Annotated in this window: 26 protein-coding genes; 13 read left to right on the forward strand and 13 right to left on the reverse strand. The window is 61.0% G+C overall.

What is annotated here, in order from left to right; genetic code table 11:
• Positions 1-42: 42 nt before the first annotated feature.
• The 12 genes from ACYPYQ_RS03390 to rpsT form a co-directional block, all read right to left on the reverse strand.
• Positions 43-822, reverse strand: coding sequence for a class I SAM-dependent methyltransferase (locus ACYPYQ_RS03390; protein ID WP_459719676.1), 780 nt, complete (start codon positions 820-822; stop codon positions 43-45).
• Positions 822-1,364 (reverse strand): DJ-1 family glyoxalase III, encoded by a 543-nt coding sequence (locus ACYPYQ_RS03395; protein WP_459719679.1) that lies wholly within the window; start codon positions 1,362-1,364, stop codon positions 822-824. Before ACYPYQ_RS03395 ends, ACYPYQ_RS03390 begins: the two co-directional genes overlap by 1 nt.
• 62 nt (positions 1,365-1,426) lie before the next feature.
• On the reverse strand, positions 1,427-1,843 hold the full coding sequence (locus ACYPYQ_RS03400; protein WP_459719683.1) for a hypothetical protein: 417 nt from the start codon (positions 1,841-1,843) through the stop codon (positions 1,427-1,429).
• Between the two features lie 5 nt (positions 1,844-1,848).
• Entirely contained in the window at positions 1,849-2,337 is a 489-nt protein-coding gene (locus tag ACYPYQ_RS03405; protein ID WP_459719686.1) for a YajQ family cyclic di-GMP-binding protein, read from the reverse strand.
• Positions 2,338-2,358: 21 nt separating this feature from the next.
• A complete protein-coding gene (ppnP, locus tag ACYPYQ_RS03410; protein ID WP_459719688.1) occupies positions 2,359-2,673 on the reverse strand; it encodes a pyrimidine/purine nucleoside phosphorylase in 315 nt (104 codons plus the stop codon).
• A gap of 12 nt (positions 2,674-2,685) precedes the next feature.
• A complete protein-coding gene (locus ACYPYQ_RS03415; RefSeq protein WP_459719691.1) occupies positions 2,686-3,174 on the reverse strand; it encodes a macro domain-containing protein in 489 nt (162 codons plus the stop codon).
• Positions 3,175-3,194: 20 nt separating this feature from the next.
• Complete coding sequence (locus ACYPYQ_RS03420; RefSeq protein WP_459719694.1) at positions 3,195-4,421, reverse strand: argininosuccinate synthase; 1,227 nt, start codon at positions 4,419-4,421, stop codon at positions 3,195-3,197.
• 20 nt (positions 4,422-4,441) lie between these two features.
• Complete coding sequence (locus ACYPYQ_RS03425) at positions 4,442-4,873, reverse strand: thioesterase family protein (RefSeq protein ID WP_459719697.1); 432 nt, start codon at positions 4,871-4,873, stop codon at positions 4,442-4,444.
• Between the two features lie 9 nt (positions 4,874-4,882).
• Positions 4,883-5,038, reverse strand: a complete 156-nt coding sequence (locus ACYPYQ_RS03430; protein WP_459719700.1) for a hypothetical protein — start codon at positions 5,036-5,038, stop codon at positions 4,883-4,885.
• A complete protein-coding gene (gene argF / locus ACYPYQ_RS03435; RefSeq protein WP_459719702.1) occupies positions 5,035-5,955 on the reverse strand; it encodes an ornithine carbamoyltransferase in 921 nt (306 codons plus the stop codon). Before argF ends, ACYPYQ_RS03430 begins: the two co-directional genes overlap by 4 nt.
• Positions 5,956-5,957: 2 nt before the next feature.
• Complete coding sequence (locus ACYPYQ_RS03440) at positions 5,958-7,133, reverse strand: acetylornithine/succinylornithine family transaminase (protein WP_459719704.1); 1,176 nt, start codon at positions 7,131-7,133, stop codon at positions 5,958-5,960.
• 104 nt (positions 7,134-7,237) lie between these two features.
• Positions 7,238-7,501, reverse strand: a complete 264-nt coding sequence (rpsT, locus tag ACYPYQ_RS03445) for a 30S ribosomal protein S20 (protein WP_459719707.1) — start codon at positions 7,499-7,501, stop codon at positions 7,238-7,240.
• A gap of 131 nt (positions 7,502-7,632) precedes the next feature.
• Between rpsT and ACYPYQ_RS03450 the strand changes: the two genes are divergently transcribed.
• Genes ACYPYQ_RS03450 through trhA form a run of 4 tightly spaced genes read left to right on the forward strand, consistent with a single transcriptional unit; the run spans position 7,633 to position 10,615 of the window.
• Positions 7,633-8,040 carry a DUF3579 domain-containing protein gene (locus ACYPYQ_RS03450; RefSeq protein WP_459719713.1) on the forward strand — a complete coding sequence of 136 codons (408 nt, stop codon included), beginning with the start codon at positions 7,633-7,635 and terminating at the stop codon, positions 8,038-8,040.
• A 3-nt stretch (positions 8,041-8,043) separates the two neighbouring features.
• Positions 8,044-9,588, forward strand: coding sequence for a murein biosynthesis integral membrane protein MurJ (murJ, locus tag ACYPYQ_RS03455; RefSeq protein WP_459719716.1), 1,545 nt, complete (start codon positions 8,044-8,046; stop codon positions 9,586-9,588).
• 22 nt (positions 9,589-9,610) lie between these two features.
• On the forward strand, positions 9,611-9,973 hold the full coding sequence (locus ACYPYQ_RS03460; RefSeq protein WP_459719720.1) for a thioredoxin family protein: 363 nt from the start codon (positions 9,611-9,613) through the stop codon (positions 9,971-9,973).
• Positions 9,974-9,994: 21 nt separating this feature from the next.
• A complete protein-coding gene (trhA, locus tag ACYPYQ_RS03465) occupies positions 9,995-10,615 on the forward strand; it encodes a PAQR family membrane homeostasis protein TrhA (protein ID WP_459719723.1) in 621 nt (206 codons plus the stop codon).
• A 2-nt stretch (positions 10,616-10,617) separates the two neighbouring features.
• Here trhA and cysB read toward each other — a convergent pair whose 3' ends face one another.
• The gene (cysB, locus tag ACYPYQ_RS03470; protein WP_459719726.1) at positions 10,618-11,544 is read right to left on the reverse strand and encodes an HTH-type transcriptional regulator CysB; all 927 of its coding nucleotides are present in this window, start codon (positions 11,542-11,544) and stop codon (positions 10,618-10,620) included.
• 111 nt (positions 11,545-11,655) lie between these two features.
• Here cysB and ACYPYQ_RS03475 point away from each other — a divergent pair, with 111 nt between their 5' ends.
• From ACYPYQ_RS03475 to ACYPYQ_RS03515, 9 genes are all read left to right on the forward strand, one after another.
• The gene (locus ACYPYQ_RS03475) at positions 11,656-12,438 is read left to right on the forward strand and encodes a sulfite exporter TauE/SafE family protein (RefSeq protein ID WP_459719728.1); all 783 of its coding nucleotides are present in this window, start codon (positions 11,656-11,658) and stop codon (positions 12,436-12,438) included.
• A gap of 19 nt (positions 12,439-12,457) precedes the next feature.
• A complete protein-coding gene (locus ACYPYQ_RS03480) occupies positions 12,458-12,688 on the forward strand; it encodes a hypothetical protein (RefSeq protein WP_459719731.1) in 231 nt (76 codons plus the stop codon).
• A complete protein-coding gene (locus ACYPYQ_RS03485; protein ID WP_459719734.1) occupies positions 12,688-14,433 on the forward strand; it encodes a nitrite/sulfite reductase in 1,746 nt (581 codons plus the stop codon). The genes ACYPYQ_RS03480 and ACYPYQ_RS03485 overlap by 1 nt, the downstream gene beginning before the upstream one ends.
• The gene (locus ACYPYQ_RS03490) at positions 14,434-14,946 is read left to right on the forward strand and encodes a DUF934 domain-containing protein (RefSeq protein ID WP_459719736.1); all 513 of its coding nucleotides are present in this window, start codon (positions 14,434-14,436) and stop codon (positions 14,944-14,946) included.
• Complete coding sequence (locus tag ACYPYQ_RS03495) at positions 14,946-15,824, forward strand: phosphoadenylyl-sulfate reductase (protein ID WP_459719739.1); 879 nt, start codon at positions 14,946-14,948, stop codon at positions 15,822-15,824. The genes ACYPYQ_RS03490 and ACYPYQ_RS03495 overlap by 1 nt, the downstream gene beginning before the upstream one ends.
• Positions 15,825-15,864: 40 nt before the next feature.
• Entirely contained in the window at positions 15,865-16,770 is a 906-nt protein-coding gene (gene cysD / locus ACYPYQ_RS03500; protein ID WP_459719741.1) for a sulfate adenylyltransferase subunit CysD, read from the forward strand.
• 141 nt (positions 16,771-16,911) lie between these two features.
• Positions 16,912-18,165, forward strand: coding sequence for a sulfate adenylyltransferase subunit CysN (gene cysN / locus ACYPYQ_RS03505; RefSeq protein WP_459719745.1), 1,254 nt, complete (start codon positions 16,912-16,914; stop codon positions 18,163-18,165).
• Between the two features lie 138 nt (positions 18,166-18,303).
• Positions 18,304-19,236 (forward strand): CobD/CbiB family protein, encoded by a 933-nt coding sequence (locus ACYPYQ_RS03510; protein WP_459719748.1) that lies wholly within the window; start codon positions 18,304-18,306, stop codon positions 19,234-19,236.
• 83 nt (positions 19,237-19,319) lie between these two features.
• Entirely contained in the window at positions 19,320-20,120 is an 801-nt protein-coding gene (locus tag ACYPYQ_RS03515) for a TlpA family protein disulfide reductase (RefSeq protein WP_459719752.1), read from the forward strand.
• Positions 20,121-20,140: the final 20 nt, after the last annotated feature.

The following is a 20,140-nucleotide window of genomic DNA, read 5'->3' on the forward strand; positions in this document are numbered from 1 at the left end:
GCGTTTTGCCGGATGGCTTGTAAGCGCCTGAAATAAAGCGGTTCATTTGCGCCAGACATGGAGTTCGGAGTGATGCAGGTCATCAGTTTTCAGGATTCGTTGCGGCGGATGTTCCGCGACTGCAAAGGTGTTGCTGATGAACAGGCTGTCCGGGCGCATCTCTTTCTGCACTTTTTCCCAGAGCGCGGCCATCGGCACGGGCGACAGATAGGCGAAGGCCACGTCGTATCTCGACAGGTCGCAATCCCACAGGCTGCGCCAGTACACGCGGCAGTTATGATAGCCGCCGAGCTTGATGCGCAGCCAGCTCCATGCGAACGGCAGTGGTGCCGTCTCTACACCGTGGAATGTCCCCTGCGGATGGGTGCGCGACAGATGCGTCAGCACGCCGCCGATGCCGGAGCCGAGATCGATGAAACTGAAAGGCTGGTCGGCAGGCAGTTGCGTTCCCAGCGCTTGCCACACTTTGTCACTGGAAAGGTAGAGCGGTACCTGCGTGCGGAAGGTGCTCCAGTACGACACGAGCATCAACAGGAAGGCCAGCAGGAAGACATAGGAAGGGATGCCTGCGGAAAGCGTTATCACCAGCGCGGGAACGAACAGCAGCTGGATGGGCAGCCACCAGCGCGCCTGCCGCGCCAGATGGCTGAATATTGCGGCGAGCACACCGCAGGCCAGGGCAAAGACGATGGGGGACAGGGCGTGTCCGAGCAGGCGCACACCGAACGTCAGCAGCACGAATGCCGCGAGTTGCAACAACAGGGCCAGGAAGACCGGCGGCAGCTTGCGCATCCGTCGCGGCTGAATGCTGTTCTCCGACATCAGCGCACCAGTCCGGTTTCCACTTCCGTCCGTTTGGCATGGCCGCACAGGCGTTCGACCAGTGTCAGGGCGAAATCCATCGCGGTACCGGGGCCGCGCGAGGTGATCAGTTTGCCGTCCTCGACGACAGCCTGCGGCTGGCGCTGCACTCGCGGGAATGGATCGAGCGCGCCGGGGAAACTGGTGGCATGCTTGCCGTCCAGCAAACCGGCGGTGGCGAGCACCGAGGGCGCGGCGCAGATGGCGCAGACATACCGGCCATCGCGATACATCTCCTTTGCCAACTTCAGCACGCGTGCATCGGCTTTGAGGTGGTTGGTGCCGGGCTGTCCGCCGGGCAGCACCAGCATGTCGTAGGACTGTGACATGGCTGCATCCAGCGTGGTGTCGGGTAGCAACACGGTCTGGCGGCTGCCGCGCAGAGGGCCGGCTTCCAGACCGGCCAGCGTCACGCTCACGCCCGCGCGGCGCAGGATGTTGACGATGGTGATGGCTTCCAGTTCTTCACTGCCGTTGGCGAATAGAACCAATACTGAATGCATGCCAGTCCTCCGATGAGATGTTGCCGCAAGTCAGTGTGCCCCGCGAAAGCCTGGCACATGACTCAGTGTTTGTGGCTGTTCTGCTCCAGGCCAAGACGATAGGCGCGCAGTAGTGCCTGTTTGAGCTGCGGTTGCAGTTCCAGATCCTCCACGCCCATCTCGCGCAGGGCGATGGCCTGTAGCGGCGCGAGCAAGGCGTCGGTCATGTTCTCCTCGGCGTAGGCATCGAAATCGAACTCGCCGTCGCGGAGATAGTGCGCGGCCCGGCCTTGCGGGTTGTCATAGCGGATGTCCGCCATCTGCATCACCTCGAACAGGTAGGAGTAGGTGTCGATGCCGTGCTCCACTGCCAGCACGTGGTGCATGGATTCGAGCGACATGTGTCGCTCCAGCTGCCGGTCCAGATCGAGCGTGGAATGCAACTCGAAATCCTCGCCCTTGAACGAAAACTCGATGAAGGCGTCGATGGTATTCGCCATGCGTGTCAGTCGCGGAAGTTCTGGTATTGCAGCGGGAAGTCGGTGATGGATTTCTTGATGAAGGCGATGGCAGCCTGCAGATCGTCGCGGTTCTTGCCGGTCACGCGCACGGTGTCGCCCTGGATGCTGGCCTGCACTTTCATCTTGCTGTCCTTGATCAGTTTGACGATCTTCTTCGCCAGTTCGATCTCCACGCCGACCTTCACGGTGCAGGTACGCTTGACCTTGTTGCCGCTGACCTTCTCGATCTTGTCGCTGATGTCCAGGCATTTGATGTCCACGCCGCGCTTGGTCAGCTTGCCATTCAGGATGTCCTGCACCTGGTTGAGCTGGAACTCGTTGTCGGCATGTACGGTGAGCACCAGTTCCGCCTGTTCCACACGCGCGTCGCTACCCTTGAAATCGAAACGCGTGCTGACTTCCTTGTTGGTCTGCTCGACCGCGTTCTTGACTTCGGTCTTCTCTACTTCGGAAACGATATCGAAGGTTGGCATGGTCTCTCCCCGGGGCGCGAATTAATTGAAGTGACAGATGTAATGATAGGGTTCGTTCGTCACTTCGATATCGAAGCTGGAATTTCCGGGCACATTGAAGGACTCGCCCGACCGGCAGGTCTTCCAGTCTTCACCCTTGATCCTGTAGCGGCAGCTGCCGGCCACCGTCTGCATGATCTCCGGGACGCCGGTGTTGAAGGTCAAGGTGGCGGGCAGGATCACGCCCACTGATTTTTTTGTGCCGTCCGGATATTGCACGGTGTGCGAGATGCACTTGCCGTCGAAATACACGTTGGCCTTGGTGATTACGGAGATGTTCTCGATCTTGTCCGACATTGCAGTTCCTTTTTATTTGGGTTCGTTGGCTTTGATGCTCTGCTGATAGGTCACATACAGGTAAATGGGGATGTTCAGGTCGCCAAGCTGATTCTCGATCAGCGGCTTCACATCGTTCCAGTCCAGACCGCCCTCGCCGCATGCGAGACGCGGCAGCGCCATGCTGGGCAGCTTTTCTTTCTGGACGAAACCGCGTAGCGCGTGCAAAGCATGGTTGACGTGGGAGAGGGAGGCATGGCCGGGTTTGCTGCCGTGTGCATAAGCGCCGTCCTGCGTGAACAGGTTGACGATATAGCGGCCGTCGGCGCTCATCCAGCTCCATTTCTCGCCTGACTTGGGGTGTTGCGTCTGGCAATAGTGGCGGAAATCCTTGTACAAGGCCGGCATGCGTTCACGCAGCTGCAGTGCCAGCCCCTGATGGAAATCGTCGTTGGGCGCGACGCCGTGCACGATGGCCTTGGCTTCGCTCAGCAAGATGTCTCCAGTCAGCTCGTACAGCATGATCCCCTCCCGCTGTCGTTTTACTTCCTCTTCTGCAGGTTTGCAGCGATGCGCATGCGCAAGGCGTTCAGCTTGATGAAGCCGGCTGCGTCCTTTTGATCGTATGCGCCCTTGTCATCTTCGAAAGTAGCGATGGTCGGATCGAACAGCGAATCGGTCTTGGAATCGCGGCCGACCACGATAACATTGCCCTTGTACAGCTTCACGCGCACCCAGCCATTGACGGTCTGCTGCGTGTGGTCGATCAGGGTTTGCAGCGCCTTGCGCTCCGGGCTCCACCAGTAGCCGTTGTAGATCATGGAAGCGTAGCGCGGCATCAGATCGTCCTTCAGGTGGGCGACTTCGCGGTCCAGCGTGATCGATTCGATGGCGCGGTGCGCCTTGAGCATGATGGTGCCGCCCGGGGTCTCGTAGCAGCCGCGCGACTTCATGCCGACATAGCGGTTCTCCACCAGGTCGAGGCGGCCCACGCCGTGTTTGCCGCCCAGTTCGTTCAGCTTCGCGAGCACCGCGGCCGGCGTCATCTTCGCGCCGTTCAGGCCGACGATGTCGCCGCGCTCGAATTCGATGTCCAGGTATTCGGCAGCATCCGGCGCCTTCTCCGGCGGCACGGTCCAGCGCCACATGCTCTCTTCCGCCTCGGCTGCCGGGTTTTCCAGATGGCGGCCTTCATAGCTGATGTGCAGCAGGTTCGCGTCCATGGAGTAGGGCGAGCCGCCCTGCTTGTGCTTCATGTCGACCGGGATGCCGTGCTTCTCGGCGTAGGCCATCAGCTTCTCGCGGCTCAGCAGGTCCCACTCGCGCCACGGGGCGATGATCTTGATGTTCGGGTTCAGCGCGTAGGCGCCCAGTTCGAAGCGCACCTGGTCGTTGCCCTTGCCGGTTGCGCCGTGCGAGATGGCTTGTGCGCCGGTCATGTTGGCGATCTCGATCAGGCGTTTGGCGATCAGCGGGCGCGCGATGGAGGTGCCCAGCAGGTATTCGCCCTCGTACACGGTGTTCGCGCGGAACATCGGGAACACGAAGTCGCGCACGAATTCTTCGCGCAGGTCGTCGATGAAGATCTGTTCCGGTTTGATGCCGAACTTCAATGCTTTCTGGCGTGCGGGCTCCAGTTCTTCGCCCTGACCGAGGTCGGCGGTGAAGGTGACCACTTCGCACTGGTAAGTGTCCTGCAGCCACTTGAGGATGACCGAGGTATCGAGTCCGCCGGAATAAGCCAGTACTGCTTTTTTGATGTCGCTCATGATGTTCCTGTCGATGTTGGTTATTTCGTTTGTGTATCTTTGCGTTTGCTTTGCAACTTGTTGTCGAAGCGCGCCCGGTCGATCACGAAGCGCTCGTGGGTGCCGCGCGCGATCAGGTCCACGCCGTCATGCGCCGAGACGGCGAACGTCAGACGTCTGCCTTCCACGGCGGTCAGTTCGACGGTGGCGGTGACTTCCATTCCGGGCGGTGTCGCGGCCTCGTGGCTGACGTTGATGTGGGTGCCCAGCGACTGTTCGGTCGGCCAGTCCAGATGTGGCATCAGGCACATGATGCAGGCCCATTCCAGGAAGCCGACCATGAAGCCGGTGGCGAACACTTCCGGCATGGCCTGGAACTCGGGTGATTCGGGGTAAAGCGCGGGAACCGTCTTCGTCGGCGGAATGACGAAGCGGTGTTCGTAACGGATGCCGGGCTTCAGGGTGTCTTTCACGGTGCCACCTTATTTGTCGAGCTTCCCCAACAACAGGTATTCCATCAGCGCCTTTTGCACATGCAGTCTGTTTTGGCTGCGGCCGCTCGCTGTCGCGAGCTTAACGCCTGCTACGCAGGCATTAGCCTGCGCCGAAATCGTTTGCACCGGAGAGTAGCGTTTCATTTCACTTTACCCAGCAATAGGTATTCCATTAATGCTTTTTGCACATGCAAACGATTTTCAGCCTCATCCCATACTACGGACTGAACACCATCTATGACGCCGGCGCTGACTTCCTCGCCGCGATGTGCGGGCAGGCAGTGCATGAACAGCGCATCTTTGGCGGCGACGCGCATCATGTCTTCATCGACCTGCCAGTCGGCGAAGTCTTTCATGCGTTCTTCGTTCTCGGCTTCCCAGCCCATCGAGGTCCACACGTCGGTGGTGACCAGATCGGCACCGCGCGCGGCTTCCATCGGGTCCTTGAATTCCTCGAAATGGTCGGTGCCGTACAAACCGGCGCGCTCGGGTTCGACTTCGTAGCCCGGCGGGGTGGAGACGTGCACGTTGAATTCGAGGATCTCGGCCGCCTGCAACCAGGTGTTGCACATGTTGTTGGAGTCGCCGATCCACGCCACGGTCTTGCCCTTGATCGAGCCGCGATGCTCGATGTAGGTATAGATGTCAGCCAGGATCTGGCAGGGGTGGTATTCGTTGGTCAGGCCGTTGATCACCGGCACGCGAGAGTTGCGCGCGAAGCGTTCGATGATGTCCTGCTCGAAGGTGCGGATCATCACGATGTCGCTCATGCGCGAGATTACCTGGCCGGCGTCTTCCACCGGCTCGCCGCGACCCAGTTGCGAGTCGCGCGTGTTCAGGTAGATGGCCGAACCGCCGAGCTGGTGCATGCCGGCCTCGAACGACAGGCGGGTGCGGGTGCTGGCCTTCTCGAAGATCATCACCAGCGTGCGGTCTTCCAGCGGCCAGTATTTCTGGTAGCCCTTGAAGCGTTCCTTGATGATGCGGGTACGCTCGAACAGGTATTCGAACTCTTCGCGGGTCAGATCCTTGAATTGCAGGAAGTGCTTGAGCTCGCCCATGTTCACTCCTGCATCAGGAAGGATTCGATCAGCGGACACAGCCGGTCCACCAGCTGTTGGGCTTCGGCCTGAGTGTAGATCAGCGACGGTAGCAGACGCACCACGCTGTCGGCGGTGACGTTGATGAGCAGGCCGCTAGCCAGCGCCTTGCCGACCAGTTCGCCGCAGGGCTTGTCCAGTTCGATGCCGAGCATCAGGCCCGATCCGCGCACGGCGACCACGCCTTTTACGCCGCCCAGCCGTGCTTGCAACTGCTGCTTGATCCATGCGCCCAGTGTGGCGGCATGGGCTGGCAGGTTCTGCTTTTCCATGATGCTCAAAGTGGCCAGTGCGGCGGTGCAGGCCAGCGGATTGCCGCCGAAGGTGGAACCGTGGTTGCCCGGCTTGAATGTGCCGGTCGCCTTGCCCGCAGTCAGGCAGGCACCGACCGGCACGCCCGAGCCGAGGCCCTTGGCCAGTGTCATCACGTCCGGGGTGATGCCGGTGTGCTGGTGGGCGAACCACTTGCCGGTGCGGCCGATGCCGCTCTGCACCTCGTCCAGCATCAACAGCCAGCCATTGGCGTCGCATAGCTTGCGCAGGCCTTGCAGATAAGCCGCGTCCGGGATACGGATGCCGCCTTCGCCCTGGATCGGTTCGACCAGGATGGCGACGACATCAGGATTGTTGGCGGCGACCTGCTCGACAGCGGTCAGATCATCGTACGGTACGCGCACGAAACCCTTCACCAGCGGCTCGAAGCCTGCCTGCACCTTGCGGTTGCCGGTGGCGGAGAGCGTGGCCAGTGTCCGTCCGTGGAAGGATTTCTCCATCACGATGATGTGGGGGATGTCGATGCCCTTGCTGTGGCCGTACATGCGCGCCAGCTTGATGGCGGCCTCGTTCGCCTCGCAGCCGGAGTTGCACAGGAAGGCTTCGTCCATGCCGGACAGCGCACACAGCTTGTCGGCGATGCGTTCCTGCTCGGGGATCTGGTAGACGTTGGAGACGTGGATCAGCTTGCCGACCTGTGCCGACAGCGCTGCGGTGAATTCGGGATGGGCGTGGCCCAGGGTATTGACGGCGATGCCGGACAGCGCATCCAGATAGCGCTTGCCGCTGCTGTCGAAGAGCCATACGCCTTCACCGTGGGTGAAAGCGACGGGTTGCCGTGCGTAGGTGTTCATCAAATGTGACATGACAAGCTCTCCGGTCTTGTTGCTTCTCTGATGCTGGAACTATAAACAAAAAAGGCCGACAGCGCTGTCGGCCTTGATTGGTCGCAGAACTTATCCGCGATAGATCAGGCCATTGCCTTGATGGCAGCGGACAGGCGGCTCTTATGGCGGGCTGCCTTGTTCTTATGGATGATCTTCTTGTCGGCGATGGAGTCGACCACGCTGGTTGAAGCCTGATAGACAGCTTGGGCTGCAGCCTTGTCGCCAGCGGCGACAGCCTTGATCACTTTCTTGATCGCAGTGCGCATCTCGGAGCGCAGTGTTGAATTGTGTGCGTGCTGTTTCTCAGCTTGGCGTGCGCGTTTTCTCGCTTGTGCAGTATTGGCCATGTAATGACTCCTAGGGATTCGGCTTGCGTAAAAAGGCGCGCATTATAGGTACGGCCCCGGCCTTTTGCAAGATATTGTTTCGGCCGCCCGGAAGCCCGCAGGCAGTGGGGGGTGCCGGGGGCGGTGCTACAATGCGCGCCGTCATATTCACACGGAAGCGCCCCGAATTGCTGGAAAACATCAAACGTTCGCCCGATCTGGCCGAGTTCGTCATCCAGGGTGTCGACAAGGAAGGGGCGGCGTTCCGTCCGTCCAACTGGAATGAGCGCTTGAGCGATATGCTGTCGACGACCGGCAAGGATGGTCGCACCGTCTATTCCTCATATGTGCACCCTGCCACGATCCAGGGCGTGCCTTCCGTGGTGGTGCGTTTTTCGCTGGAAAGCGCCGATCCCAAAGGATTCGAGCAGGTGCGCCAGTTCGTGGTCAGCAACCAGTTGCAGGTGCGGGCGGGGCGTAGTCGCGATGTCGCAGGCGCCACCGGACTCTACCCGACGCTCGGCATGGAACGCAGGGATCCCAAGAAGAATGGCTGGTAAAGCATGAACCTGCTGAAGGCACTCGCCGCAGTCAGCAGCCTCACGCTGGTCTCGCGCATCCTCGCCTTCGTGCGCGATGTGTTGATCGCACGGGTGTTCGGTGCAGGGGCAGCGACGGATGCCTTCTTCGTCGCCTTCAAACTGCCCAACCTGCTGCGCCGCCTGTTCGCTGAGGGCGCGTTCTCGCAGGCCTTCGTGCCCATCTTCGGCGAATACAAGAGCCGGCGCGGGCAGGAGGAGACCAAGCTGCTGGTCGACCATGTGACCACCATGCTGGCCCTGATCCTTTTCGTGGTCACGCTGGTCGGCATCATCGCCGCGCCCATCCTCGTATATATAAGTGCGCCGGGTTTCGCCAGCGACCCGCAGAAGTTCGACCTGACCGTGCAGTTGCTGCGCATCACCTCACCCTACATCTTCTTCATCTCGCTGGTCGCCGTGGCGGCGGGCATCCTCAACACCTACAACAAATTCTGGGTGCCGGCCTTCGCGCCCATCCTGCTCAACGTGTGCTTCATCGGCGGCGCGCTGTGGGCGGCCCCGTATTTCGACCCGCCCATCCTCGCGCTGGCCTGGGCGGTGTTCGTGGCGGGCATCGTGCAACTCGCGTTCCAACTGCCGTTCCTGAAAAAGATCGGCATGCTGCCCAACATCCGCTTCAGCCTGAAGGATGCGGGCATGTGGCGCGTCATCAAGCAGATGGGCCCGGCGGTGTTCGGCGTCTCCATCGCGCAGATCAGCCTCATCCTCAACACCATCTTCGCCTCCTTCCTGGTGGCGGGCAGCGTGTCATGGCTGTATTACGCGGACCGTTTGATGGAGTTCCCCACCGGCTTGCTGGGCGTGGCGCTGGGCACCATCCTGTTGCCGTCGCTGTCGCGCTGCCATGCCGACGGTAATCTCGCCGAATATTCCAAACTGCTGGACTGGGGCCTGCGCCTGACCCTGCTGCTGGCGCTACCCGCCGCGCTGGCGCTGGGCATGATCGCCACGCCGCTGCTGGCGACCTTCTTTCAGCACGGCGAATTCAGCGCGCACGATGTGCTGATGTCGCGCGATGCCCTGGTCGGCTACAGCATCGGCCTGCTCGGCCTGATCCTGGTGAAGATATTGGCCCCCGGCTTCTATGCCAAACAGGACATCAAGACGCCGGTCAAGATCGGCATCGTGACCTTGCTGGCGACGCAGGCGATGAACGTGTGGTTCGTGTTCGGCCTCGATCTGGCGCATACCGGGCTGGCGCTGTCCATCGGTCTGGCCGCCTGCCTCAACTCCGCCATCCTGTTCTACTTCCTGCGCAAGCGCGGCATCTACCAGCCCGAGCCGGGCTGGCTCAAATTCATGCTCAAGCTGCTGCTGGCCGTGACTGCATTGGGCGCGAGCCTGTGGTTCGGCATGGGCAGCGAAGCACACTGGCTGCAAGCGCAGGGCTGGGCGCGCATCCTGCATCTGGGTGCATTGGTCGTGGGCGGGGCGGCGGTGTATTTCGTAGTGCTGTTCGTATTGGGATTCCGCCCGCGCGACTTTTACAAGCGCGGCGCGAACTGAGTGGAAATTGGAAAGGAATGAAATGAGCGACTATTCATACAACGTGGAAGAAGACAGCTTCGAAGAACTGGTGGTGGCGCGCTCGCACCAACTGCCGGTGTTGATGGATATCAGTGCCGAATGGTGCGCGCCATGCAAGGTACTGGCACCGCTGCTGCACAAGATGGTGTTCGACTACGACGGCAAGTTCTACCTCGGCGTGGTCGATGCCGACGAGAACATGCGCATCGCCGGCAAGCACAAGGTGCGCGGCTTCCCCACCGTGGTCGCCTACAGCCACGGCGTCGAGATCGACCGCTTCCACAGCTCGCAGACCGAGGGCTTCCTGCGCAAGTTCATCGACAGCGTGATCGAGCGTCATCAGGCAGGCCCTGCCAGCGCCTAGGCGGAAACGGAATCGATCACGATGGAGCGCGGTGAACGATTCAATACTATCAGTCATCTGCTTGGCACGATCCTCGCCCTGATCGGCGGTGTGGTGCTCATCGTGCTGGGTGCGCTCAGCGGCGATGCATGGAAGGTCGTCAGTTTTTCCATCTATGGCGCGACGCTGGTGTTGTTGTACAGCTCTTCCACGCTGTACCACAACGCGCGCAAGGGGAAGTTCAAGCTGATCCTGCGCAAGCTGGATCACAATTCCATCTACCTGTTGATCGCCGGAAGTTACACGCCGTTCGCCCTGGTCAGCCTGCGCGGGCCGTGGGGATGGTCGCTGTTCGGCGTGGTGTGGGGGCTGGCGTTGTTGGGGATATTCCAGGAGTTGTGGCGGGCCGGCAAGGCGCGCTGGATGTCGATGGTGATCTACATTCTCATGGGATGGGTCGCGCTGGTCGCCGTCAAACCGCTGGTATCCGCTTTGACATGGGCGGGATTCTCCTGGCTGCTGGCGGGCGGCATCGCCTACACCGTCGGTATCCTGTTCTATCTCTACGAGCAGCGCTTCAAACACGGTCACGGCATCTGGCATCTGTTCGTGCTGGCCGGCAGCGCGCTGCATTACTGCGCCATCCTGCTTTACGTCGCCTGACTCTATTTTGTCTGATGCAGCGCCTGTGCAACCACGTCGCGCGTCAGGTGCGGGGCGAACAGTTCGATGAAATGGTAGCCGAAGCCGCGCAGGTACTGGTTCTGGCGGATGGCGATGCGCGTGGTGCTGGGCTGGAACAGGTGGCCCGCATCGATCATGCGCAAGTGACGGTCGCGATCCGGGATGAAGGCCATCTGCGCCACGATGCCCACGCCCAGTCCCAATTCCACATAGGTCTTGATCACGTCGGCGTCGATGGCGGTGAGTGCGATGTTTGGCTCCAGTCCCGCCTCGCTGAATGCCTGATTGATATTGTTGCGTCCGGTGAAAGCGAAGTCGTAAGTGATGATGGGATATTGCGCCAGCTTCTTCAGCGTCAGGCGCTTCTCATCCAGCAGCGGGTGCTTGGGCGGTACGACCACGCAGTGGTGCCATTCGTAGCAGGGCAGGGTGACCAGCTCGTCGTATAGGGCCAGACTCTCGGTGGCGATGCCGATGTCCACCTCGCCGCTCAACACCTGCTCGGCGATCTGCGTCGGGCTGCCCTGGTGCAAGCCGAGTTTGACTTCCGGGTAGGCCTGCGTGAACGCCTTGACCACCGGCGGCAGCGCATAGCGCGCCTGCGTGTGGGTGGTGGCGATGGTGAGTGCACCGCTGTCTTGCCTTTTGAACTCCTGCCCCACCTGTTTCAGGTTGTCCGTCTCGTGCAGCACGCGCCGCGCGATCTCCAGCACTTCCTTGCCTGGATCGGTGATGGCGACGATGCGTTTGCCGTTGCGCACGAAGATGTCGACGCCGAGTTCCTCTTCCAGCTGTTTGATCTGTTTGCTCACGCCGGGCTGCGAGGTGTACAGCGCATTGGCCGCATCCGAGATGTTCAGTTCGCAACGCACGATCTCGTTCAGGTAACGCAGTTGCTGCAGGTTCATGGCAGGTTCTTATATGTGATTGGGTTATAAGATACTAACATAAAAGTATTTAACGATATAAAGCGGCGAACCTAGAATGCGCTCCATATTCAATCAACAGGGTGTGACGCAATGGACTGGCTGTATACGATCTCGGGTTTTCTGGTCGGGCTGATCGTCGGGGTGACCGGCGTCGGCGGCGGTTCGCTGATGACGCCGCTGCTGGTGCTGTTCTTCGGCGTCTCGCCCGCCACGGCCGTCGGCACCGACCTGTTATATGCCTCCATCACCAAATCACTGGGCGGCTGGGTGCACAGCCTCAATGGCAGCGTGGAGTGGCGCATCGTCGGGCTGCTCAGTCTGGGTAGCCTGCCCGCCGCGCTGCTCACCATCCTGGCTTTCAAACTGCTGGATATGGACGAGAAGTCACTCACAGGCCTGGTGACCGGCGTACTCAGCGTCGCCCTCGTGCTGACAGCCGCCGCGCTGTTGTTCAAGGACCGCATCCGTAAGCTGGCGCAGCGTGAAGACGGCACAGTGGCTGAACTTCATCACCGTCATCTGCCGGCCGCCACCATCGTCACCGGTGCCATTGTCGGCGTGCTGGTCACCATCTCCTCCATCGGTGCCGGTGTGCTGGGCACGGTCGCCTTGTTGTTCCTCTACCCGCGCCTGACCACCGTGAAAGTGGTGGGCACCGACATCGCCCATGCCGTGCCGCTCACCGCAGTCGCCGGTCTGGGTCACATGACGCTGGGCACGGTGGACTTCGTTTTGCTGGGCAGCCTGCTGCTGGGTTCCTTGCCGGGCATCTGGATCGGCAGCCACCTGTCCGCGAAAGTCCCCGAGAAAGTGTTGCGCCCGATATTGGCGACGATGTTGCTGATCATCGGCACGCGACTGGCTTTGAATTGATTCGAGTGAAGGAAAAGACATGAGCAAGAACGCACCCAACAAACCCAAACAAGTGAGCTGGTTCAACGGCTGCGGCGGACGCGTCGGTGTGGTGGTGGGCTACGAGGGCGAGCATGCCTATATCGGTCAGGCCCTGCGCCACGACGAAGATGACGATGTCGCGCACATCCTCGCCTTCGGTGCGAAGTTCCCGCTGGAAGCCGCGCTGAAACTGCCGGTGTCCAAACATTATTCAGACGAGGCACAGTGATGTACCGCTACGATGATTTCGATCACCAGTTGACCGCCGAGCGCGTCGCACAGTACAGCGACCAGGTGCGTCGCCGTCTGACGGGCGAGCTGAAGGAAGACGACTTCCGCGTGCTGCGTTTGCAGAATGGCATCTACATGCAGGTGCACGGTTACATGATGCGCATCGCCATCCCGTATGGTTTGGCGAGCAGCGCACAGATGCACACGCTGGCGCACATCGCGCGCACCTATGACCGCGGTTACGGCCATCTGAGCACGCGCCAGAACATCCAGTTCAACTGGCTCAAGCTGGAAGACACGCCGAAGATCCTGGCCGAACTGGCCCAGGTCGAGATGCATGCCAACCAGACGTCGGGCAGTTGCATCCGCAGCATCACCTCGGACGAGCTGGCCGGTGTGGCACGCGACGAGCTTGCCGATCCGCGCCCGTTCGCCGAGATATTGCGCCAGTGGAGCACCTTCCATCCGGAGTTCGCCTTCCTGCCGCGCAAGTTCAAGGTGTCGGTGAGCGGCGCGAGCCAGGACCGGGCTGCCACCGAGATCAACGACGTCGGCGTGCAACTGGTGAAGAACGTACAAGGCGAGCTGGGCTTCCGCATCCTGGTCGGCGGCGGCTTGGGCCGTACGCCCATCATCGGTCAGGAGCTGATTGCCTTCCTGCCATGGCAGCACCTGCTGACCTACATGGAGTCCATCGTGCGCGTCTATAACGAGTTCGGCCGCCGCGACAACCTGTACAAGGCGCGCATCAAGATACTGGTGCAGGCCATCGGCATCGGCGAGTTCCGCCGTCATGTGGAAACGGAATGGCAGTTGCACAAGGACGGCCCTTCGACATTGACCGAAGCGGAAGTGGCGCGCGTGAGCGTAGCGTTCAGCGCACCCGCTTACGAGACCTTGCCACAGCTCGACGCTTCCTTCGAAGCCGCGCAGCGCGACGACCGGGCATTCGCCAACTGGGTGCAGCGCAACGTGACCGCACACAAGGTGAACGGTTACGCCGCCGTGTGGCTGTCGCTCAAGCATCCCGGCCGTGCACCCGGCGACATCAGCGCCGACCAGCTCGACGTGGTGGCGGCACTGGCCGACCACTACAGCTTCGGGGAACTGCGTGTCTCGCACTTGCAGAATCTGGTGCTGGCCGACGTGAAACAGTCCGACCTGTACGCGTTGTGGCAGGAAGCGAAAGCGGCCGGTCTGGCAACGCCCAACATCGGCCTGCTGACCGACATCGTGTGCTGCCCCGGTGCGGATTTCTGCACTCTGGCCAACGCGCGCTCCATCTCGCTGGCCAAAGCCATCACCGAGCGTTTCGAGGATTACGACTATCTGCACGACGTCGGCGACATCGACCTGAACATCTCGGGTTGTGTGAATGCCTGCGGCCACCACCATGTGGCGCACATCGGCATCCTCGGCGTGGATAAGTCGGGCGATGAGTGGTACCAGGTGACCATAGGTGGCAACAAAGGCACGCCCGCCGCTATCGGCAAGATCATCGGTCGCTCGTTCTCGTTCGCGCAGATCCCCACGGTGATCGCCCGCTTGCTGCACGTGTATGTGAGTGAGCGTTTCGACGGCGAGCGTTTCATCGACACGCTGCAACGCATCGGTCACGAACCGTTCAAGACCTTCGTCTATGCCGAGCAGATAGCGGAAGAAGAGAAGCTGCTGTTGCCGGACTACGAAGCATTGCAGGCTGCTGTGCCCTATGAGCTGCCCTATTTTTCGAAGAGGTTCTGAATGAACATCATCAAAGACAAGCAAGTGGTGAACGATAGCTGGCAGGTCTTGCGTCTGCACGAAGGCGATGCGGCCGACAGCATCGTGGTGCCGCAAGGTGAATACATCGTGCCGTTACCGGTGTGGAACTGCCAATGGGAAGCCTTGCGCGAGCGTAAAGAGCTGGGGCTGTGGCTGGGCGGGCTGGAGCGTGCCGAGGATATCCCCGACGACGTGAACCGCTTCCCGGTGATCGCTATCGATATCCACAAGTACACCGACGGGCGCGGTTACACGCTGGCCTACCGCCTGCGCAAGCAATACGGCTACCGCGGCGAACTGCGCGCGATGGGCGATGTGTTGTACGACCAGTTGTTCTACCTGAAACGCGTGGGCTTCGACAGTTTTGCCATGCGCGCGGACCAGGATATGCAGCAGGCGCGGTCGGGTTTCGAAACGTTCACTGTGAAATATCAGGCGTCGGTGGATATCGAAGCGCCATTGTTCAATCGTGTAGTGAGAGGAGTCGCATGATGAGTGCCCTGAAAGAAAAGATCGCCGCCACCATCGCGGTATTGCAGCAAACGGCCAAGCAATACCCCGCCGTGGTGTTCGCCAACAGCCTGGGCGCGGAAGACATGGTGCTGACCGACCTCATCGCCAAACACGCGCCGAGCATCAAACTGTTCAGCCTGGACACGGGACGTCTGCCGAAAGAGACCTACGACCTGATCGCCAAGGTGGAGAAGCACTACGCCATCCCGCTCAAGGTGTATTTCCCGGACAGCAAGCTGACCGAGGGATATGTCAGCCAGCACGGTATCAACGGTTTCTATGACAGCGTGGAAAGCCGCAAGGCCTGCTGCTTCGCGCGCAAGGTGGAACCGCTGCGCCGTGCACTGAAAGGCAACGACGCATGGATCACCGGCCTGCGCCGCGACCAGGCGGTGACGCGCGGCACGCTGGAGGTCTCCAGCTTCGACGCCGACAACGGCCTGCAGAAGATCAACCCGCTGCTGGAGTGGAGCAACAACGACGTGTGGAGCTACATCCGTGAGCACGACGTGCCCTACAACGCATTGCACGACCAGTTCTACCCCAGCATCGGCTGCGCGCCGTGCACACGCTCCATCTCGCTGGGCGAAGACATCCGCGCCGGGCGCTGGTGGTGGGAAAACCCGGCGAGCAAGGAATGCGGATTGCACGTGCAATCCGCACTCCGGTCCGGGCAAGGCCCGGATGCGAGCAGGGTTTCGGCGCAGGGTAATGTCGGGAGCGAAGCTCACGACGTTAGCCGTAGCCAAAACCTCCGCGAACCGGAGAAAGTGAGCCGCACCTCGCTGCAGGCCAGCCGCGAACGCATCATCGAGATCGCGGCACGTCCCGCCGTGTCGCAGAAACAAACGGCTTGAACGCCGACAAGGGATCATCATGAAACTGGTAGAGAAGAATATGACGAAACACACTTTCACGCATCTGGACGCACTGGAGAGCGAATCCATCCACATCATGCGCGAGGTCGCGGCGGAATGTAAGAATCCCGCGCTGCTGTTCTCCGGCGGCAAGGATTCCATCGTGATGCTGCGTCTGGCGGAGAAGGCGTTCCGTCCGGCGAAGTTCCCGTTCCCGCTGGTGCACATCGACACCGAGCACAACTTCCCGGAAGTGATCGCGTGCCGCGACAAGCTGGCGAGCGACTTGGGCGAGCGGCTCATCGTGCGTTCGCTGGAGGACTCGATCAAGCGCGGCAGCATCGTGATTAAGGATGAGAGCAAGCCGCGCAATCCGTACCAGTCGGTGACGCTGCTGGAGACCATCGCGGAATTCGGATTCGATGCCTGCCTGGGCGGTGCACGCCGCGACGAAGAGAAGGCGCGCGCCAAGGAACGCATCTTCTCCTTCCGCGACGAGTTCGGCCAATGGGACCCGAAGAACCAGCGCCCGGAGCTGTGGGACACCTACAACACCCGCGTGAATGCCGGCGAGAACATCCGCGTGTTCCCGATCTCGAACTGGACAGAGATGGACATCTGGGAATACATCGGCCGCGAGAAGCTGTACATCCCGGACATCTACTTCGCACATGAACGCGAAGTGATGCGCCGCGGCGGCAACGTGATCCCGGTATCGCATCTGGTGCAGCCCAAGCCGGGCGAGAAGGTGGAGATCGCCACCGTGCGTTTCCGTACCGTGGGCGATATGACTTGTACCGCGCCGGTGGAATCCACCGCGCGCACGGTGGAAGAGATCATCGCCGAGACCGCTTCGACACGCATCACCGAACGCGGCGCGACACGCATGGACGACCAGACTTCGGAAGCGTCGATGGAGTTGCGCAAGAAGGAAGGTTACTTCTAGGCCGTCATCCCGGCGCAGGCCGGGATCCAGTCAGAACGAGAATTCCCGCAACGCGGGACAAAGCCTGAAGGCATGTTGCATAAAACCGCTGGATTCCGGCCTGCGCCGGAATGACGAAGCCGGAAATTTGAGGATTGAATAATGGATACCAACACACAACTGTTACGTTTCATCACCGCCGGTTCCGTCGACGACGGAAAGAGCACCTTGATCGGCCGCCTGCTGCACGACTCGAAGTCCATCTTCGAAGACCAGTTCTCGGCCATCGCCAAGACCAGCGAGAAGCGCGGCATGGCCGCGGTCGATCTATCCTTGCTGACCGACGGCCTGCAGGCCGAGCGCGAGCAGGGCATCACCATCGACGTGGCCTACCGTTATTTCGCGACGCCCAAGCGCAAGTTCATCATCGGCGACACACCGGGGCATGAGCAGTACACGCGCAATATGGTGACGGCCGCTTCGACCGCCAACCTCGCCATCATCCTGATCGACGCGCGCAAGGGCGTGCTGACGCAGACCAAGCGCCATTCCTATCTGGCCAGCCTGCTGAACGTGCCGCATGTGGTGCTGGCCGTGAACAAGATGGACATGGTCGATTACTCGCAGGCGCGCTTCGACGAGATCGTGAGCGAGTACAAGGCATTCGCCGCGCAGCTCGATCTGCATGATGTGCACTGCATCCCGCTGTCCGCCCTGAACGGCGACATGGTGGTGGACCGCGGCGGCAATCTGGACTGGTACAAAGGCCCGGCCTTGCTGGAATTCCTGGAAGAGGTGGCGATCGACCACGATGTGAACACCAGCGATTTCCGCTTCCCGGTGCAGTGGGTGTGCCGCCCACAGACCAACGAGTATCACGACTTCAGAGGTTTCGCCGGGCGCATCGAAGGCGGAGAGATATCGGTGGGCGATGCGGTCACCATCCTGCCCTCCGGCCGCACCACGACCGTGAAAGAGATCGTCACTTATGACGGCAATCTCGCCACCGCGTTCGCGCCGCAATCCGTGACGCTGACTCTGAACGACGAGATCGACATCTCGCGCGGCGACATGTTCGTCAAGACCAGCGCGCATGCTCCCAAGGTGGAGAAGGAATTCGAAGCCACGCTGTGCTGGCTGGCGGAAGCGCCGCTGGACCGGAACCGCAAGTATCTGGTCAAGCACACCACGCGCAGCGCCAAGTGCCTGTTCTCGCGCCTCGACTACCGTGTGGATGTGAACACGCTGGAGCAGCATGCCGTCGAGAAGCTGAACATGAACGACATCGCGCGCGTGGCGATCAAAGTGCAGTCGCCGCTGGTGTTCGACCGCTACGACATCGACCGTTCGACCGGCAGTTTCATCGTCATCGACGAGGCCAGCAACAACACGGTGGCGGCCGGCATGATCGCCTGATCAGACCGGCTGTTGTTCAACCCATACGGCCCGGTCCATGCAATGGAGCGGGCCGTATCCCTGTGTTTCAGGCCATTCCAACTTGCTCCACGGCTGTGGTATCTTTGCCCACATTCGAAACGGATGCCCCTCTGAGCCATGAGCCTGCTGTCACTGATCGCCGCCCTGTTGCTGGAACAGCTCCATCCGCTCTCGTCGCGCAAGTACCTGCATGCCTGGCTGGGAGACTATGCGCAGTATTTCCGCAGCCGTTTCGATGCTGGCGAGCATTCGCACGGGCGCATCGCATGGCTGCTCGCCGTGATGTTGCCGCTGTTGCTGATCTGGGCGCTGTACTGCATCCTGCTGTCCAAACATGCGGTGTTCGCCTGGGCCTTCAGTGTGCTGGTGCTCTACCTCACCATGGGCTTCCGCCAGTTCAGCCATTACTTCACCGACATCAATCTCGCCCTGCGGGATAACGACCTGCTTCAGGCGCGCGCGCTGCTGGGAGAATGGACGGGAAGATCCTGCAACGAACTCGACCCGCAGGAAGTGGCGCGCCTCTCCATCGAGCAGGCGCTGCTTGCCTCGTACCGCCATGTGTTCGGCGTCATCGTCTGGTTCGTCATCTTCATGATGCTGGGTATGGGCCCGGTCGGTGCCATGCTCTATCGCCTGGCGACATTCATCGGCGCACGCTGGAATAAGGATCAGGAAGAAGGCAGCGACTTCGGCACCTTCGCACGGCGGATGTGCCATATGCTCGACTGGCTTCCCCTGCGCCTGACCGCCGGCAGCTTCGCCATCGTCGGAAATTTCGAGGACACCATCTACAGCTGGCGCACGCAGGCCGCAGAATGGCCTGAGCCGGACGAGGGCATCGTGCTGGCCAGCGGGGCCGGCGCACTCGGCATCAAACTCGGCAAGACACTCGTGCTGGACGACCAACCAGTGTTCCGCCCCGATCTTGGCAACGGTGAAGAAGTCGATGCCGAACACATGCAGAGCGCCATCGGCCTGGCATGGCGCACGCTGGTGTTCTGGCTGTTGATGATGCTGCTGCTGACCGGGGCGAATCTGCTCGGTTGAGCCGTCCAGGGATCGTGAGACACAAACCTCCCCGCTTTGGATCGTTATTCGCAAGCTGCCTTGCGCTTCTGCTGTCGTTCCCATTGTCGAGCCATGCGGCGGATGTGCGGGATGTCGAGGCGGTTCCGCATCTGGACCGTGGCGGTCAGGAAGGCTACCGCGCGTTCCTGGCGGCGCGACCGCATCGTGCTTTCGCCATCGCACCGGGCGGCACCTGGTTCTGGATGGGCGAGGGTAGTGCGGCGGATACCGTGGCCGAAGATGCACTGCAACTTTGCGAGAACGACAGCGGCCGCGCTTGTCTGTTGTATGCGCTGGACGACAAGGTGGTGTTCGACGTGCAGGCTTGGTCGCGCATGTGGGGGCCGTATCTTGATCGTGCGGCGGCAGACCGCGCGCCGATCGGTAATGAACTCGGGCAACGCTTCTTCGATCTGGCGTTCAGTGATGCTGCCGGCAAGAAACTGAATCTTGCCGCACTGCGCGGCAAGGTGGTGGTGCTGCATCTCTGGGGCTCATGGTGTCCGCCCTGCCGGCACGAGATGCCGGAGTTGCAACGATTGCAGCGCTCGTTGGACAAGACCGCCGACATCCGGCTGGTGATGCTGCAAGTGCGGGAAAGTCATGCGGTCGCGCAACGCTGGCTGCAACAGCAGAAACTGCGCATGTCCTTCTATGATTCAGGCGCGCAGGACGCCAGCACGGACAGCTTGCTGCTCGCCGACGGCAAGACCGTGCATGACCGTTACATCGCGCCCGTCTTCCCTACCACCTATGTGCTGGACAAGCACGGCATCGTGGTGTTCGCCAATCACGGCCCGGTCGCGCACTGGGAGCAGTATCTGCCTTTGCTGCGCGATGTGGCGAAGCGCTCCGGAAAGTGATTCGGGCATCACCTGCTTGC

Source organism: Sideroxyarcus sp. TK5, from assembly GCF_054601595.1.

Coding starts and splice junctions, on each gene's coding strand:
- ACYPYQ_RS03390 (WP_459719676.1), bottom strand. CDS start 822: ATGTCGGAGAACAGCATTCAGCCGCGACGGATGCGCAAGCTGCCGCCG.
- ACYPYQ_RS03510 (WP_459719748.1), top strand. CDS start 18,304: ATGAGCCTGCTGTCACTGATCGCCGCCCTGTTGCTGGAACAGCTCCAT.
- argF (WP_459719702.1), bottom strand. CDS start 5,955: ATGGGCGAGCTCAAGCACTTCCTGCAATTCAAGGATCTGACCCGCGAA.
- ACYPYQ_RS03420 (WP_459719694.1), bottom strand. CDS start 4,421: ATGAGCGACATCAAAAAAGCAGTACTGGCTTATTCCGGCGGACTCGAT.
- ACYPYQ_RS03400 (WP_459719683.1), bottom strand. CDS start 1,843: ATGGCGAATACCATCGACGCCTTCATCGAGTTTTCGTTCAAGGGCGAG.
- ACYPYQ_RS03405 (WP_459719686.1), bottom strand. CDS start 2,337: ATGCCAACCTTCGATATCGTTTCCGAAGTAGAGAAGACCGAAGTCAAG.
- ACYPYQ_RS03480 (WP_459719731.1), top strand. CDS start 12,458: ATGAGCAAGAACGCACCCAACAAACCCAAACAAGTGAGCTGGTTCAAC.
- ACYPYQ_RS03475 (WP_459719728.1), top strand. CDS start 11,656: ATGGACTGGCTGTATACGATCTCGGGTTTTCTGGTCGGGCTGATCGTC.
- ACYPYQ_RS03485 (WP_459719734.1), top strand. CDS start 12,688: ATGTACCGCTACGATGATTTCGATCACCAGTTGACCGCCGAGCGCGTC.
- ACYPYQ_RS03490 (WP_459719736.1), top strand. CDS start 14,434: ATGAACATCATCAAAGACAAGCAAGTGGTGAACGATAGCTGGCAGGTC.
- ACYPYQ_RS03450 (WP_459719713.1), top strand. CDS start 7,633: ATGCGCGCCGTCATATTCACACGGAAGCGCCCCGAATTGCTGGAAAAC.
- ACYPYQ_RS03430 (WP_459719700.1), bottom strand. CDS start 5,038: ATGAAACGCTACTCTCCGGTGCAAACGATTTCGGCGCAGGCTAATGCC.
- cysN (WP_459719745.1), top strand. CDS start 16,912: ATGGATACCAACACACAACTGTTACGTTTCATCACCGCCGGTTCCGTC.
- ACYPYQ_RS03440 (WP_459719704.1), bottom strand. CDS start 7,133: ATGTCACATTTGATGAACACCTACGCACGGCAACCCGTCGCTTTCACC.
- cysB (WP_459719726.1), bottom strand. CDS start 11,544: ATGAACCTGCAGCAACTGCGTTACCTGAACGAGATCGTGCGTTGCGAA.
- ACYPYQ_RS03495 (WP_459719739.1), top strand. CDS start 14,946: ATGAGTGCCCTGAAAGAAAAGATCGCCGCCACCATCGCGGTATTGCAG.
- cysD (WP_459719741.1), top strand. CDS start 15,865: ATGACGAAACACACTTTCACGCATCTGGACGCACTGGAGAGCGAATCC.
- murJ (WP_459719716.1), top strand. CDS start 8,044: ATGAACCTGCTGAAGGCACTCGCCGCAGTCAGCAGCCTCACGCTGGTC.
- ACYPYQ_RS03460 (WP_459719720.1), top strand. CDS start 9,611: ATGAGCGACTATTCATACAACGTGGAAGAAGACAGCTTCGAAGAACTG.
- ppnP (WP_459719688.1), bottom strand. CDS start 2,673: ATGTCGGACAAGATCGAGAACATCTCCGTAATCACCAAGGCCAACGTG.
- rpsT (WP_459719707.1), bottom strand. CDS start 7,501: ATGGCCAATACTGCACAAGCGAGAAAACGCGCACGCCAAGCTGAGAAA.
- ACYPYQ_RS03395 (WP_459719679.1), bottom strand. CDS start 1,364: ATGCATTCAGTATTGGTTCTATTCGCCAACGGCAGTGAAGAACTGGAA.
- trhA (WP_459719723.1), top strand. CDS start 9,995: ATGGAGCGCGGTGAACGATTCAATACTATCAGTCATCTGCTTGGCACG.
- ACYPYQ_RS03415 (WP_459719691.1), bottom strand. CDS start 3,174: ATGCTGTACGAGCTGACTGGAGACATCTTGCTGAGCGAAGCCAAGGCC.